This window comes from Frankia sp. CcI156, from assembly GCF_001983015.1.
Taxonomy (GTDB): Bacteria; Actinomycetota; Actinomycetes; order Frankiales; family Frankiaceae; genus Frankia; species Frankia casuarinae.
In genome coordinates this window covers 86066-102025 of sequence record NZ_MOMD01000021.1, presented here as the reverse complement: position 1 = coordinate 102025, position 15960 = coordinate 86066, and the positions used below count along the sequence as shown (strand labels likewise).

Sequence of the window (15960 nt, the reverse complement as noted above, 5' to 3'; positions counted from 1 at the left end):
CCGCGCCGCCGTGAGTGTCGCTTCTCGCACGGTGGGCGGGGACCGGGCGAATCTTCCCAGCGCTCCCGATGGTGAGAATCGCTACCGACAGTGAGAATCGCTACCGATGGTGAGAACAGTCCCAACGGCGAGAACACGAGAACGGGGACAGTCTCGGCCGCGCGCCCCATCATTGTCGATGTGGGCAGTGGGGCCGGGCGCGCTGTTCGCCTCATGACTTCGTCGTCCCGAGGAGAAGACCATCATCAAGGGCACCTTCCGTTCCTTGTCCGTCTACAATTTCCGGCTCTTCGCGGGTGGCCAGGTGTTGTCCGTGACGGGAACCTGGATGATGGTCGTGGCCCAGGACTGGCTCGTCCTTTCGCTGAGCGGCGACTCGGGAACAGCCCTGGGCCTCGTGACCGCCCTGCAGTTCACYCCGATGCTGTTGCTGACCCTCTACGGCGGAAGGCTCGCGGACCGCTACGACAAACGCCGGCTACTGACCGTCGCGAACCTGGCCTCCGGACTGCTCGCCCTGGCGCTGTCGCTGCTGGTGTTAACCGGCACGGTCCGGCTGTGGCACATCTGCCTGTTCGCACTGGGCCTCGGTCTCGTGAACGCCGTCGAGATGCCGACCCGGATGGCATTCGTGAGCGAGCTGGTCGGCGCCGAACTCCTCCCCAACGCGTCGGCGCTGAGCGCGGMGTACTTCAACGTCGCCCGGGTCGCCGGCCCGGCCGTCGCCGGCCCGTTGATCGGCGGCTTCGGTACCGGCCCGGTCATGATGTTCAACGCCGTGAGCTACCTCGCGACGGTGGTGGGTCTGCGGATGATGCGCCCGGCCGAGATGCACCGCGACGCGCGCCGGGCGACCTCCACCCGCGTCGTCGACGGACTGCGGTACGTGCTCGGCCGGGAGGACCTGGTGCTCGTGCTTGGACTCGTCGCGACGATCGGGCTGTTCGGCCTGAACTTCCAGCTCACCGTGCCCCTGCTCGCCAGGACGGTATTTCATGCCGACGCGGCGGCCTTCGGGCTGCTCACCAGCGGGCTCGCCGCCGGATCGCTGCTYGCGGCCCTCGTGACGACCGCCCGCCGCACCCGCCCGTCGGCCGGCATGGTGATCGGATCCGCGCTCGCGTTCGGCCTGCTGGAGACGGTGACCGGCTGGGCGCCCAGCTATGCCACGGCGGCCGTGCTCCTGATCCCTACCGGCTTCGCGACGATCTACTTCGCTCAGGCGGCGAACCACCGCATCCAGCTCGGCAGCGATCCRCAGTACCGAGGCCGGGTGATGGCGATCTATACCCTGATCCTGCAGGGATCGACGCCGCTAGGTGCCCTGTTCGTCGGCTGGCTCACCGAGCACCGTGGCGCCCGCGCCGGGTTCTACATCGGAGGTCTCGTTTCGGTCGCCGCCGCGATCGCCACACTGGTGGTGGACCGCATGCGGGCCGCGGCCGTCGACGACCCGCCACGCCCCGGCGCCCCGGCGCCCGGCGCCCGAACTGTAGAGGGTTAGTCACGGTCCACAGTCTCCGCCATTGCTAACCCGCCACACTTTCCCGTTTCCCACACCGGGCCGCCCGCCACCTAGTGGTCCTGTTGCCGGAGGTGATGTGTCGAACGCCGAGTCGAACGCCGAGCGGAAAAGAGCCCCGGGAACCCTTGCATCGCCTAAGCTGGAGACTGAGGGATTCCCCGGATAATTCGATTCCATCACGAGAGCGGTGTACTATCATCATGCGAGTATCCGACCGCGGCGGTGGCCGTGTCCAGTGACGTCGATCTGTGGCTGAGGYGTTTCCATCCGGCGTCGGCGAGCGCCCCGCGGCTTGTCTGTTTTCCCCATGCGGGCGGCGCGGCAAGCTTCTACGTTCCGCTATCCAGGGCATTGTCGCCGGTCGCCGAGGTGCGTTCGGTGCAGTATCCGGGCCGCCAGGACCGGCGGACGGAGAGGCCCGAGACGGCCATCGAACCCCTCGCGGACCGCATTGCCGACGTGCTGCGTCCCCTCACCGACCGCCCGCTGGCGTTCTTCGGTCACAGTATGGGGTCGACCGTCGCCTTCGAGGTGACCCGCCGGCTGGAGGCGGCGGGCGGCCCGGTGCCGTTCGTGCTGTTCGCATCCGGCCGCAGAGCCCCGTCGGCCTCCCGCGCCGAATCCGTGCATCTCCTGGACGACGAGGGTTTTCTGCGGGAAATCCGTGCGCTTGGTGGAACCGACCCGCGCATCCTCGCCGATCCCGAAATACTGAAGCTGATCCTGCCGCCCACCCGGGCGGACTACCGGGCGATCGAAACGTATTCTGCCCCGTCGGACGCGGTGATCGGTACGGCGATTACCGTGCTGGTCGGGGATTCCGACGCCAAGGCCACCGTGGCCGAGGCCGAACAATGGCGGGCGCACACGACCGGTGCGTTCACGCTGAAGGTCTTTCCCGGTGGCCATTTCTATCTGTCGGACCAGCAGGCCGCCGTCATCGACACCGTCTCGGCCGGGCTGGTTCCCGCGGCCACCGCGGGGCCCTCGCTCTGACCCGTCGGCTTGCCCCGCCGGCTGGCTCGTCGGTCAACGTTGTCGACCTGGACGTGTCGACCTGGACGTGACCCCCACCACGGGCACCGGCGGCACCMCGGGCGGGATTCGCGTCAGCGTATTTCGTTCGGGGCCGTGGCACCGCGGCTACGCTTCGACCGTGCGGTACGGGTCGGGACGCGAGGGACGCGAGGGACGCGAGGGACGCGAGGGACACGAGGGACACGAGGGACACGAGGGACACGAGGGTGTGGTGGCCGGTCTGCTCGCCGCGGCCGCGGCCGAGACGGGCGCGTCCGTGGGGACCCCRCCGGCGCGGGCGATGTCCCGCGCCTACCGGGAGTTGTCCGACCGGTATCGCGCGAACACCGCCACACCGGGTGACGGCGAGCTGACGGCGGATCACGTCCAGGCCTACCTCGCCGCCCGACTGCCCGCGACGCTGGCGGTCACCCGCGCGGTTCTCGGTGAGGTGGCGCTGCGCCGCCCGGACTGGCGGCCCGGGTCCGTCCTCGACCTGGGCGCGGGTCCCGGGACGGCGACCTGGGCCGCGCTGGCGGTCTTCCCCGGCGTGACCCGGGCCGTCCTGGTCGAGCGGTCCGCGCTGATGATCGACGTCGGTCGCCGGCTGGCCCGCCGCGGTGGCGCGCCGGCGCTGGGCACCGCGACCTGGCAGCGCACGTCCGTGCTCACCCCGCCCGGCGACGGCGCGGACCGGGCCGACCTGACAGTGGCGGCCTATGTGCTGGGCGAGCTCGCCGACGGCGACCGGGCCGCAGCCGTGGCCGCGTGGTGGCGGGCCACCGCGGCGGAGTTGGTCATCATCGACGCGGGAACCCCGGCCGGCTTCGCGCGGATCCGCGCCGCGCGCTCGGCGCTCGTCGAGACCGGCGCGACCATCACCGCGCCCTGCCCCGCCGACGACGACTGCCCGATGACGGCGGGGGACTGGTGCCACTTCGGCCGGCGGGTCGAGCGCAGCGCACTGCACCGGGCGATGAAGGACGGTGCGCTCGGGTACGAGGACGAGAAGTACTCCTACCTCGTCGCGTCGCGCCGGCCGCCCGCGCACGCCGCCGGTCGGGTGCTGCGCGTGCCGCGGGCCCGCTCGGGCCATGTCCGCCTGACGGTCTGCGAGGCGCCGCGGCAGGGTGACGTGGTCATGCCGCGGCAGCGTGACGTGGTCGTTTCCCGCAGCGAGAAGGAGGCCTACCGCTGGGCCCGGCGGGCCTCCTGGGGGGACGCCGTCCCGCCCGGCACCGGGCCGCGCTGACCCGCTGTCAACGTCGGGACCCGCCGGTGACCGGAACCCGGTGACCGGAACCCTTTGACCTGGTACCCGGCAGTCATGGYCAGTTACCGGCTGTCTACGCTTATGTCTGTTATGCCGTTGTCTGTTATGCCGTGTCGGTGTGCGTCGAAGCCGGTCCATCAGATGGACGGCGGGTCGACGGCGGCCCGCCGCCGGGCCCGCCGGTCGGGCCGCACGCCGGCGCTGATCGTCGCGGCCATCTGCGGGTGTTCGTTTGTCGTCAGCCTGGTCCTGCAGGCGACGCTGTACCGGCACGGCTCGGGTGACGCGGACGAGGCGGCCTACGTCCTGCAGGCGCGCATGCTGCTCGACGGCCGCCTCACCCTGGACGCGAACACCGTCGAGCCGTTCTTCCGGCCCTGGCTGACCGGGGAGCACGACGGGCGGGTGTTCACCAAGTACCTTCCCGGGTGGCCGGCGCTGCTCGCCGCGTCCCAGGCGTTGTTCGCCACCATGGCYGTCGCCCCGGCCCTGGTGGCGGCCGGCTGGGTGGCCGGGACGTACCGGCTGGCCCGCGAGCTCTTCGACGACGCGGTCACCGCGGTCACGGCGGCGGTGTTCGTCGCGCTGTCCCCGCTCGTCCTGGTACACACCTCGCTGCCCCTCGCCTACGCGTGCGGAGCCGCGACGCTGACCCTGGCGTGCGCGGCGCTGCTGCGTGGCGGCCGGACCGGGGCGCGGCTGTCGCTCATCGGCGGCGGGGCAGGCCTGGGATTCGTCCTGCTCCTGCGGCCCTTCGACGCGGTGATCGTCGCCGTTCCCGTCGTGGTGTTCGTGCTGGCGCGGCTGTGGCGGTCCGCGGGTGGCCGGTCCGCGGGTGGTCGGTTCATGCGTGCCGTGGCGCACCGGACCGCCTGGGCACTCGCCGGCCTGGCGCCGTTCGTTGTCGTGCTCCTGGCGTACTGCCGGCGGGTGACCGGTTCTGCGCTCCGGGCGCCGCTGTCGGCCTCCGATCCGCTGGACCGCTTCGGTTTCGGGCCGCGTCGCATCCTGCCCTCGGAGCCGACGTTCCTGTTCACCCGCCGGCTCGCCCTCGAGGCCCTGCACGGCACCGTCGTGGCGGCCCCGAGCTGGGTGTTCGGGGGCGTCGCGGTCCTCGTACTCGCGATCTTCGGCGCGCTGCGGGCGCACCGCCGTCCCGAGCGCGTCCTGCTGGTCGTCATCGTCGCCGCCGTCGGTGGCGGCTACTTCTTCTGGTGGGGTTCGGCGTTCGCGATGCCGGGCCTGCTCAACGGTCTCGGTCCGCACTACCATCTGGCCGCGTTCGCCCCGATCATGATTCTCGCCGCCGACGGCGCCCGCCGGGTGTGGTCCATGAGCGAACGGTGGTTCTCCCCGTGGCCCGGCACCGGCTCTCCGCCGGCCCGACCCGTCCCGCGGCGACCCGTTCTGCGCGGATCAGGTCTGCGCAGACCCGTCATCGCGGTCCTCGCCGCCGCGGGCCTGATCCTCCTCACTGTGGACGCGATCCCGGACAAGGTCGCCGGCCAGCGATGGGTGAACGACCGCAACGCGTTCCTCGACGCCCTGCTGCCGGACCGCTACCCGGCCCCGGCGGTGGTCGTCGTGACGCCCGGCGTCCCGAGCCGTTACACCCAGGTGCCGTACCAGATGCTGCGGAACACCCCGGACCTCGCCGGGCCGGTGGTGTACGCCGCCGACATCGGTGCCGGCACGGCCACCCTGCCCGACCGGATGCCGGGCCGGGCGGTCTACCGGCTGCGTCCCGACGAGATCGTCGACCCGGCCGCGCCCGCGAGCTACTTCGGGTCCTTCACCGCGCTGCGCCAAGTCGCCGGCAACCGCGTCCGCGTCCAGGTGACGGCGCGCGATCCCGGTGGTGCTGGTGGCTCCGGTGGCACCCTATACATCCGGTTGGGTGCCACGACCAGAACCGTCCAATTCGGGCCCGCGAACGCCGGGCCCGCGGACGCTCCCGGGATCACGCACACCTTCACGGTGACGACCGGCACCCCGCTCGGACCGGACGAGCTCGGCATCGCCGGTGCGACGCTGCCCGACGAGCTCGTCGTCGGGTTCACCGTGCCGACGGGAGCCGGTGCGGCACGCTGGGAGGAGCGGATCCCRCTGGCCCGGCGTCCCTCCGGAGAGCTGGCCCTGCTCGTGCCCGGCCTGGGCTGGCGTCAGGTGCCGAACCGGCCCGGAGCGGGATGGCTGCCCGCCCCGGTCCGTCCGGCGCTGGCCGTCTCGGTCGGTGCGACGTGACCGGGGAACGGATCGTGACCAGATAATTCGATGGATTTGACCGGTGCGGCGCCGGGGTCAGACCCAAATCCGCCAGTAGCGTGATGGTGATTGTTTGCCGGTCGGTTTCGTGATCGAAATCGGTGGGGAGGGCTTCCCGGCCGGTTTCGGGTACGCCGAGAGCCCGAATGTTGCTCCGGGCGGGCCGGGGTCCTTTCCGGGGTGTGGGGGTGGCTGTGAGGTCGGGGTGGGGTGGTGCGACGGGTGCGCGGGGGCTCGGCGGCCAGCTGTCAGGTGGCGGCGGGCAGGGCGTCGAGCCGGTCGAGGGCGGCGGCGAGGTGCCGGTCACGCCCTGGTGGCARCCTCAGCCGGCCAACATCACCCCGCTACTGGCGTAGCTGGGTCAGAACAGCGGCACGCTTCCGCTCTCGGACTGGCCGAGCCGGTGGCAGGTGTCGCTGTCGCGCAGGTAGCCGAAGGAGAAGGCCTGGGCGCGTTGACGGGGGGTGCCGTGGGCGCCCGGGGCGGAGGCCGCCTCCTGGTCGAACCAGCCACTGTCGCGGGTGTCGCCGATGCTGTAGAACAGCAGCGCGCCCTGCAGCGYGTCGGTGAACGCGATGCGCTTGGCGTCGTGCGCGCTCTTGGCCTGGCGGCCGGCGAAGCAGTCGGCCTGGTTCTCCTCCGCGCGCGACACCACGCCGATCGTCCCGCCGATCCGGGCGCCCCGATGGCCCAGCTCGTGCATGATCACAAACAGCGGGTAGGACGCTCCACCCGCCTGGAACAGCTCCGTCATGAAGTCGACGCTGTAGGCGACGGTGTCGTCGAGCTGGCAGTACAGTGCGTTGTCCGCGAACTGCTTGGGATCGTTCACCTGCGCGCCGCAGGCGTCCTGCGGAACCTGGCCGTCCCGGTAGGGGACGAACCGCGGTGGTRTCCACGCGTCKCCGAGTTCGCCGTGCCAGAAGCTGTTCGTGCCGCCCGGGCAGCCGACYGGTTCGGAGAGGAGCTTCTCGACCCCGGCGAGGTCGGTCACCCTGCCTCCRCRCTCCCCGGCGGCCGCGATCGGCACCGCCGACGTGCTCACCGATGTCCCCCCCGCGGCCGCGTCCCCCGCGGCCGCGTCCCCCGCGGCCGCGTCCGCCGCGGGGGACGCGTTGCAGCCGGTCAGTACCCCGACGGACACGACGATCGCGGCCAACGCCGCCCAGATGACCCGCACGAGGCATCACCGTAGAGGTCCGCCCCGGTGTGTGGAACCCGACGTCGTCACCCTGACAGGCGCCGACGCCCTGACCTCGCCTAACTGCCGGTCGACGGCCCGGCCACAGGCCCCGATGGGCGCCCATCGGTGGAACCGGGTGAACCCGCCCGCGCCCGTCAGGCCACCGGCCACGAGGCAGAGGCGGTCCGGGGGCGTCAGGCGAACAGCTCGCGGATGTCGTCGGCGTCGAGCGTCGAGCTGAACACGTCACCGTCGTCCATGACGCTGGAGAACAGCCGTGCCTTCCGGTCCTTCATCGCCATCACCTTCTCCTCGATCGTGTCCCGGGCGACGAGGCGGTAGACCATGACGTTGCGGGACTGCCCGATGCGGTGCGTCCGGTCCACCGCCTGTTCCTCGGTCGCGGGATTCCACCACGGATCGAGCAGGAAACAGTAGTCCGCCTCGGTCAGGTTCAGGCCGAACCCGCCGGCTTTCAGGCTGACGAGAAAAACCGGGGCCGACCCCGTCTTGAACCGCTCGAGCACGGTGGACCGGTCGMGGGTCCGGCCGTCGAGGTAGCAGTGCTCCACACCGAGGGCGGACAACCGTTCGCGTACCTTGCCGAGAAATCCGGTGAACTGGCTGAAGACCAGGGCCCGGTGACCACTGTCGACGACGTCGGTGAGCTGCTCGAACAGAGCGTCGATCTTGGCGCACGGCAGGTCTGCGTGGTGGTCGTCCACCAGGCCGGCGTGCAGGCTGAGCTGGCGCAGCAGGGTCAGCGAGCGCAGGATCGTGAAGCGGTTGCGGTTCATGTCGTCGACCAGGCCCAGTACCTTCTGCCGTTCCCGTTGCAGATAGGTCTGGTAGAGCCTGCGGTGCCGCGGGTGCAGGTCCACCTCCAGGACCTGTTCCTGCTTTGGCGGGAGCTCGGGCGCCACCTGTTCCTTGGTGCGGCGCATCATCAGCGGCCTGATCCGCCGTCGGAGCTGGGCGAGCAGCTCGACGTCGTTCTGCTTCTCGACCGGCCGGGCGTAGTAGTCGCGGAAGCGGATCGGGTTCGGGAACAGGCCGGGCGCGGCCACCGACAGCAGCGACCACAGCTCCATCAGGTTGTTCTCCATCGGGGTCCCGGTGACGGCCAGTTTGAACGGCGCCGGCAGCAGCCGGGCGCACCGGTAGGCCTTCGCCTGGTGATTCTTGATCATCTGGGCCTCGTCGAGGATCAGGCCCGACCAGGCCAGGCTCGCGTACTCCTCGTGCTCGAGGCGGAAGAGCGTGTACGAGGTGATCACCAGGTCGGCGCCCGACACCGCCTCGTCGAGGGCCTCGCCACGCCGCCGCTGCGTGTCGCGGATCGCCACCGTTCGCAGCCCGGGCGCGAACCGGGCCGCCTCCGCGGCCCAGTTCGACACGACGCTCGTCGGCGCGACGACGAGGAACGGCGCGAGCTCGGGATCGGCCTGCCGGGCGTGGCAGACCAGCGCCAGCGTCTGCAGCGTCTTTCCCAGGCCCATGTCGTCGGCGAGCACCCCGCCCAGCCGGTACTTCCAGAGGAACGCCAGCCACCGGAAACCGTCGAGCTGGTAGGAGCGCAACGTCGCCGCGAGCGTCGCCGGCGGCTCCTGTTCGAGCTGGCCCTCGGCACCCAGCTCCAGCAGCCCCGTCACCTGCTGGCGCCACGACCGCGCCTGGCGCTCGACCACACCGAGCCCGGCGAGCTCCTCCCACAGCCCGACCTGGAACCGACTGATCCGCAGCGGGCCGCCGGGTGAGTCCTGTAGTGCCCGCGCCTCCTCGATCAGTCGCCGCAACGACTGCAGCTCGGGCTTCTGCAGGCTGAAGTAGGCGCCGTCGGCGAGGAGCAGGTGCGACTGCCCCTGACTCAGCGCCAGGAAGACGTCCGTGAACGGCACCTGCCGGCCCTCCACGGTGACGGTGACCCCGAGATCGAACCAGTCGGTCTCGCCCACCACATCGTCGGTGGACAGGCCGATGAGCAGCGAGTCGCCGGCCTCCCGGTAGGCCGCGGGGTCACCGCTGACCTCGACGGCCACCCCGGGCCGGTCCGCCAGCAACGGGAGCAGCTCCGTCGTCGCGCGCATCGTGTCGACGCCGCGCAGCCGCACCCGTGGCCGCAGACCGGAACCCTGGTCACCGGCGAGCAGGGCGGCCGTGCCGGAGGGCAGATCCAGCGCCGCCAGCACGTCCCGCAACGCGTCCTGCTCCTGGCGCGGATCCCGTAACCCGTCCGGTTCCGCGGCGGGAGGCGTCGCGGCGGGCAGCATCGTGCCGTCCGGTTCGGTGCCGTCCGGCTCCGTCGCGTACAGCGGCACGTGGATCCGCTCGCCGCCGACCTCGTAGGCCCATCCCCAGCTGAGGTCGAGTTCGTGGTCATCGCCGTAGGAGGCGTGCAGCACCAGGGCCGGCGGCGGCACCTCCGGCGGCTCGAAGGAACCGTCGCTGGACACCACGGGGGCCAGGCGCCGCAGGCGCGGGTAGAACTCCGCGCGGAAGCGGGACTCCTCGCTGCGGGGCACCCGCAGGCTCCGGTTCCCGACCGCCATCCGCTGCAGCCGTGGCGGCACCGGCTGGGCGAGCCGCGCGAGCCGGACGTGCCAGTCCCGATGGTCGTCGGAGGTCAGGACCTCCGYCCGGTCGACGTACACGACGCCGTGGCCGTCGCGGCCGATGAACGAGAACACGGCGGCGTCCGTCGCCGTCCCGCCGAGGTGGAGCAGGGGAGCCACGACCAGCGACTGCGTGCTCTCGTCCTGGGTGACGTTCAGGCACAGTTCCGCGGAACCGTACCGGCTCACGTCGCCGAGCTTCTTGCGGGCATGCACGAACCGGAGGCCGACCRCCTCGGCCTCGTCGAGCATCGACCAGAGCTGCCGGCTTTCGAACGCGCAGAGATCGAGTCGTTTCGCGCCGCCGGAAGAGTAGGAGGAGTAGTACGAGTACCCATACCGCTCCTCATGGGCCCGGTACACGGCGAAGAACTCCTGCAGCAGCCGTACCTGCGGCTGTTGGTACTCGCGGGTCTGGTACGCCGCGTTGAGGGCGTCCCACCCGATGGCGTTGACCCAGCCGTTCCGGCCCGGCTGCACCAGCCGGGCCGTGACCCGCAGGCCCAGCTCGGACCCGCCGCCGTGGGCCGGCGGATCCGCCGTGAAGCTCAGCTCGACGGCCAACGGCGTCGTCCCGGCGGCCCCGCCATGGCCGCCGCCGACGGCGGGCGAGGAACCCAGCAGCTCTCCCAGGTCCTCGGTCCAGGCAGCCGACCGGGACGGCCGCGGCTGAGCCGGCCGGGGCCGAGCCGACCGCGGGGAGGACCCGGACCGCCGCGCCGATGGGCCGGGGGCCGCCGCACCCGTTGCCGCGCTCGCCGTGGCCGTCGCGCCTGTCGTGGCCGTCAGCACCAGCGCCACGACGTGCTTGCAGTCGGCGCCCACCGGGCAGGTGCACGAGCCGTACTGGAACGTCCAAGAGGACGGACCGTCACCCGAGAACTGCGCGTTCGTCGCGTAGACCTCGCCGCCGCTTCCACGCACCCGGCCCTGGAGGGTGTTCTCGTCGGGGTCCCAGTCGATCCTCGTGACCGCGCTCTGCTGGGCGTAGTGCACACCTCTGGCATACGAACGTTCGCTGACGRCTGTCCGGAGACCGGCGGTGCCGGGTCCCTGCCACGACACGGAGAGCATGCCGTTAAGGTAGCAGGCGGTGACGGAAGGTCGCCAAGTAGCCCGACTCGGCCGTCGACAGGCATGGCCTATCGCGTCGACGGTGAGAGGGTGCTGGGGATAMGTGCGCCCGAGACGAGGCTGCGGTCGAGGTCCGCCACGGTCGCGGCGCCGAGCAGTGCCATCGCGTGGTCGAATTCCACGCGCAGCAGTTCAATCATCCGTAGGACACCGGCCTCGCCGCCCGCGGCGAGGCCGTACAGGTAGGGCCGACCCACGAAGACCCCTGCGGCGCCGAGGGCCAGCGCCTTGACCACGTCGTTGCCTCGCCGGACACCTCCGTCGAGGAACACCGTGAGTCTGCGCGCCGCCGCGTCAACCACCTCCGGCAGAATATCGATGGTCGCGGGGACGCCGTCCAACTGCCGCCCGCCATGGTTCGAGACCACGACACCGTCGACGCCCAGCTCGACGAGCCGGTCGCACTCGTCCCCGCGCATCAGGCCCTTGAGGAGCAACGGGCCTTCCCACAACGACCGGATCCGCTCGACGTCCTCCCAGGTGACGCAGTCCGACGACGATTTGATTGTCGCTCGGGTCTGGTTGAGGCTTAGCCGGGACGGGCCGCCGGGACAGCCGGCGCCGAATTGGCCGCGCATGAAGTCGAATTTGCGCATGAAGTCGAATTTGCCGCGGATGAAATCGGTCGCCCAYGCCGGCTTGCTGGCCCCCTGCAGCAGCATCTTGGGATGCGGCGGCCGACTCATGAGCTTGTTGCGGGTGTCGCGTTCACGGTTGCCCAGGACCGGCGTGTCGATGGTGATGGCCAGGGCCCGGTAACCCGCCGCCGCGATCCGCCGGACGAGGTTCCCGACCTCGGCGCGGTTGGGGGGCAGGTAGAGCTGATACCACAGCGTGCCGGTCGAGCGCGCGGCGACATCCTCGAGCGGGAAGGCTGCCACGGTGCTCTGCATGTACACGATGTCCGCCCRCGCCGCGGCCCTCGCCACAGCGATCTCCGCGGACGAGCGCGCGAGGCGGCCCGCGCCCGTGGGCGCCAGCATGATCGGCATCGACAGCCGCTCGCCGAACACGGTAGTCGAGAGGTCTCGTGTGGCGACGTCGGCGAGCGGCCGCGGGCGGAACTCGATGCGGTCGAACGCCGTGCGGTTACGCCTGAGCGACACCTCGTCGCCGGCGCCGCCCTCCATGGCGTCGAAAACCGCCCGGGGAAGCCTGCGGCGCGCCAGTTCCCGGAAGTCCTCGACATTGATTGCGTCCTGCACCCTCACGAACACGGACCTTTCGCTGTCGGCCTGGCCACGGGATCGCGTTCTCCCGGTCGCCAGGATTGCCAGTCACTCCGGAAGCACTCAAGCGGCAGCCGTTCACGCCTTGCGGGAGCTGGTACAGCCAGCGAGGACCGCCCGGATGTCGRCCGCGATCTCGCTTACGACGGGTTCGCGCAGCACGGTGTCGTGGTCGCCGCCMACGGTGCGGTAGGTCGTCTCGCCGGTCAGCAGCGGGCGCCAGGCCTCCGTACGGTGCGGCGGCGAGGCGGCCGCCAGGTAGACCAGCGCCCGCCCGTTCCAGGGCTTGGGCCGGTAGAACCTCGTGAGCACCCGCGACTGGTTGTAGAAGACGTCGTACTGGTTCATGCCMTTGAACTGAACGACGCCAGCCAACGGGAGTTGGGCCGCCTGCCGGGCCCAGCCGAGCAGGACCCGTGCGGCAGCCCCCGCGCGCGCCGGGCCCATAGCCGATCCCCTCGCACGGTCCAAGGCTGGGGCCGGATTCGAGCTCCTGGTCGGGCCCCCCGGAACTGGAAGCTGAGAGGGCTGCACTCCTCCCGCGAAGACGCCGGAGGACGTGTCGGGCAGGAAGCTGTCGATGAGGACGAGCAGTTCGACGTGCTCGCCGGCCTCGGTGAGGAGTCTCGCGGTTTCGAGGGCGACGAGGCCGCCGAAGGAGTGGCCGGCGAGGTAGTAGGGGCCGGCGGGTTGGAGTAGGCGCAGGGTGCGGGCGTGACGGCGGGCGGCGGCGTAGATGGACCAGTCGGGGAGACCGCGGTATTCGAGGCCGTGGGCTTGGACGCCGTAGACGGGGCGTTCGCCGTCGAAGTGGCGGGCAAAGCCAAGCATGCCGACAGCGAGGCCGCCGGCGCCGCAGAAACAGAAGAGGGGCCCGCCGCTGCCGGTGGTGCGCAGCGGGAYGACGGTGGGGTGGCGTAGGACGTCGGTGCCGGCATTGCGCAGGCGGGCGGTGAACTCGGCGACGGTGGGGGCGTCGGCGACGGTGGAGGTGGGGAGTTTGACACCGAGTTCGTCGGCGACTCTGGTGAGGAGCTCTTCGGCGATGAGGGAATCGCCGCCGAGTTCGACGAAGTCGTCGTGGATACCGACGTCGTCGAGGTGCAGGGCGGCGGCCCACACACCGGCGACGGCCTCTTCCCACTGGTCGCGGGGCGGGTCCTGGCCGGGTTTCGGACCGGCGGGGGGCAGGTTCAGTCGGTCGACCTTGCTGCGGTCGGTCCTCGGTAGCGCGGTGACCAGCATGACGGTGGCCGGCACCATGTAGGACGGCAGCTTGGCCCGTAGCARGCGCCTGATCGAGGCCGGTGAGACCCGGGCGCCGGTCACGGGGACGACGTAGGCGACCAGGCGGGCCCGCTGCGTGGTCCTGTCGGCCACGACGACGGCTTCTAGCACATCCGAGCTCGCCAGCAGGGCGGACTCGATTTCGATCGGCTCGACGAGGTACCCACGGATCTTCACGGCCGCGTCGTTGCGGCCGACAACCCTGAGCTGGCCGCTGGCGTCGATGCGCCCGAGGTCTCCGGTGCGGTAGGTGGGTGTGCCGTCCGGCCCGATGCCGAACCGCGATGCGCTCGCCGCCGGCGCCCGCCAGTAGCCCCCCGTGATGAAGTGGCCCATCACGACGATCTCCCCCGTCTCACCGGGCGGCATCTCGATGCCATCCGGCGAGACCACCCTCACCGCGACGTCAACCACCGGCCGCCCGGCCGGCATCACGCCGTCGGGCAGGTCGTCGTCCGACCAGATCGGGGCACAGGTCGCCGTGCCGAGCTCCGAGGCTCCGTAGGAGACCAGGAACGCCGCGGCCGGCGGTAGGTGGTGGCGGGCCAACTCGACGTCGCGGGCGTAGATCGCCTCGCCGACCGACATGACGAATCGGAGGTCGTCGAGCACCTCGTCCGGCTCAAGGCAGCCGAACACGATCCGGATCAGCGCCGGCGTGGCCACGATGCCGGCCGGCCGGGTGGCGSGCAGCCAGTCGGCCAGGTCTCGGACGCCGCGGACCCGAGGGTCGTACATCTCGAGGGTGGTGCCGAAGACCAGGCCACCGACCGTCCGGTTCATCCCCGAGATGAAGGAGTAGGGCAGGAAGAGCGGCAGGCGGTCGCCCGGAACCAGCCGCATCACGTCCTGGACCTGGATGGCGTAGTGGATGCCCAGCAGGGCGCGGTGGTGCCACACGACACCCTTCGGTACTCCGGTCGACCCGGAGGTGAAGATGAGCACGGCTGGATCGGTATCGGCCCGGCGCGGCGCGGTCGACGCCACCCGGTCAGCCAGCGCCGGGGACCAGTCGGCGACGCGCTCGTCGCCGACGTCGATAGTCTCCACGATCCCCGGCAGCGCGGCGGYAGTCCGCTGGTCGGCGGAGCCAGTCGKTCCGGTGACRCACACCGAGGCCCCCGCCAGTCCCACGACCTGAGCGAGACGGTCGGTGGGATGCATCCTGTCGAGGGGCACGCAGGGCCGGCCGCTCGCGATGACGCCCAGGACGGCGGCGATCCCGCTCGCGCCGTGGGGCAACAGCACCGCGACGGGCGTGTCCGGGTCAGCCGCGGCGGGCTGCCGAAGGATGCGGTCGGCGACGACGTCCACCCAGGCGACGAGCTGGGCGAAGGTAACGGCACGGTGTTCGTCGCGGACCGCCACGACGTCGTGGCAGACCATGGCGACGGTGCGGATCCGGTCGACGACGTTTCCGAACCGGTCGTCGGGACGCAGCGGCGGCGGTACCGGCACCGCCTGGGTGACCTGGCCTTTCCTCATGCCAGGCCTTTCCTCGCGCCAGCCAGGTCAGTGGCCCCAGGGACGGGCGGTGTTGTCATGGCGCCTCCCGGGCGGGCACTGGTATTGGAGCCGTGACCGCGCTCCGGTCCGTTCAGATCCGTTCATATCTAACACGAACGGCTTTGCGACCGACCATCCAGGCCATATTAATCATTAACGTAAGGGTATGGTTGCCATAAGGACCTGGCGCCCGCGATACGGCTCGACGCGAAGCGCCGCTTCGTCTCCCTATTGGCCGAGCCGGGTCTGTTGCGGCAGGGTCGGTGGAAGCGGTCGGCATGATCGACCGATATGTCTCCGCGCCGTCGGGCCGTTGGTGCCGGTGCCAGAGTTCGCAAGATTCCGGTGGTACTCGCGATTGRCCCGGTCCGCTCGGGATACCGAGGAACTGCTCACCAGGAGTGGTATCGACGTCGACCACGTTACTGAGCCTTTCCGCGTAACCATCTGTTGCATTGTGTAGCATTAATGGCGTGTTTCTGCGCGGTCTCAATAGGTCAGTGCACCACGTGTGGATCCAGTCACAGGGCTGGATCTGATAGGACGTGGTGTCCCTTGACCTGGAGGCGCGGTGCGCCGTCCCAGGCCACMTCGAAGGCCACCTCGAAGGCGATCTGATCATCGGCAAGGGTGGCAAGAGCCAGATCGCGACCCTCGTCGACTGAGTAGGTAGCCGCGGGCGCCGGTGCGTGGAGCGGCGAACACGAATTCGTCCTCGCCGTACATCGGCCAGCCACAACGCCCCCGAAGGGAGCGGTTCATACAACGCCTAACACCTGGTGGCCCGGAGGGAGCTCGAACAGCTCGAACCCCGAGGCGGCCTCGAACCCGCGGGAGGGGGACACCGTCCCGCGGGCCCGAGGCGGAGAGGTCCTTCGCCGGATCGTGGGATGCCGTGGCGGACCTCGGCTAGGGGCCTCGGCCAGGGG

General features: G+C 70.9%; 9 protein-coding genes. 5 read left to right on the top strand and 4 right to left on the bottom strand.

Annotated elements, in window-relative coordinates:
- Positions 1 to 265: 265 nt before the first annotated feature.
- The 5 genes from CcI156_RS09815 to CcI156_RS25595 all read left to right on the top strand — a co-directional run bounded on the left by CcI156_RS09815 (position 266) and on the right by CcI156_RS25595 (position 6436).
- A complete protein-coding gene (locus CcI156_RS09815) occupies positions 266 to 1504 on the top strand; it encodes an MFS transporter (protein ID WP_139341467.1) in 1239 nt (412 codons plus the stop codon).
- Positions 1505 to 1747: 243 nt separating this feature from the next.
- Complete coding sequence (locus CcI156_RS09810) at positions 1748 to 2521, top strand: thioesterase II family protein (RefSeq protein ID WP_076805370.1); 774 nt, start codon at positions 1748 to 1750, stop codon at positions 2519 to 2521.
- A gap of 160 nt (positions 2522 to 2681) precedes the next feature.
- Entirely contained in the window at positions 2682 to 3794 is a 1113-nt protein-coding gene (locus tag CcI156_RS09805; protein WP_160323920.1) for a small ribosomal subunit Rsm22 family protein, read from the top strand.
- A 162-nt stretch (positions 3795 to 3956) separates the two neighbouring features.
- Complete coding sequence (locus CcI156_RS09800) at positions 3957 to 6059, top strand: hypothetical protein (protein ID WP_023840273.1); 2103 nt, start codon at positions 3957 to 3959, stop codon at positions 6057 to 6059.
- Positions 6060 to 6268: 209 nt separating this feature from the next.
- Positions 6269 to 6436: a hypothetical protein gene (locus tag CcI156_RS25595; protein WP_157493410.1), complete on the top strand. Its 168-nt coding sequence runs from the start codon at positions 6269 to 6271 to the stop codon at positions 6434 to 6436.
- A gap of 5 nt (positions 6437 to 6441) precedes the next feature.
- Here the strand turns inward: CcI156_RS25595 and CcI156_RS09795 are convergent, their stop codons facing one another.
- The 4 genes from CcI156_RS09795 to CcI156_RS09780 form a co-directional block, all read right to left on the bottom strand.
- Positions 6442 to 7260 carry a metalloprotease gene (locus tag CcI156_RS09795; protein WP_076805368.1) on the bottom strand — a complete coding sequence of 273 codons (819 nt, stop codon included), beginning with the start codon at positions 7258 to 7260 and terminating at the stop codon, positions 6442 to 6444.
- 197 nt (positions 7261 to 7457) lie between these two features.
- On the bottom strand, positions 7458 to 10949 hold the full coding sequence (locus tag CcI156_RS09790) for a DEAD/DEAH box helicase (RefSeq protein WP_076805367.1): 3492 nt from the start codon (positions 10947 to 10949) through the stop codon (positions 7458 to 7460).
- 68 nt (positions 10950 to 11017) lie between these two features.
- On the bottom strand, positions 11018 to 12220 hold the full coding sequence (locus CcI156_RS09785; protein WP_076805396.1) for an alpha-hydroxy acid oxidase: 1203 nt from the start codon (positions 12218 to 12220) through the stop codon (positions 11018 to 11020).
- A 96-nt stretch (positions 12221 to 12316) separates the two neighbouring features.
- Positions 12317 to 15010, bottom strand: a complete 2694-nt coding sequence (locus CcI156_RS09780; RefSeq protein ID WP_076805366.1) for an AMP-binding protein — start codon at positions 15008 to 15010, stop codon at positions 12317 to 12319.
- Between the last annotated feature and the right edge of the window lie 950 nt (positions 15011 to 15960).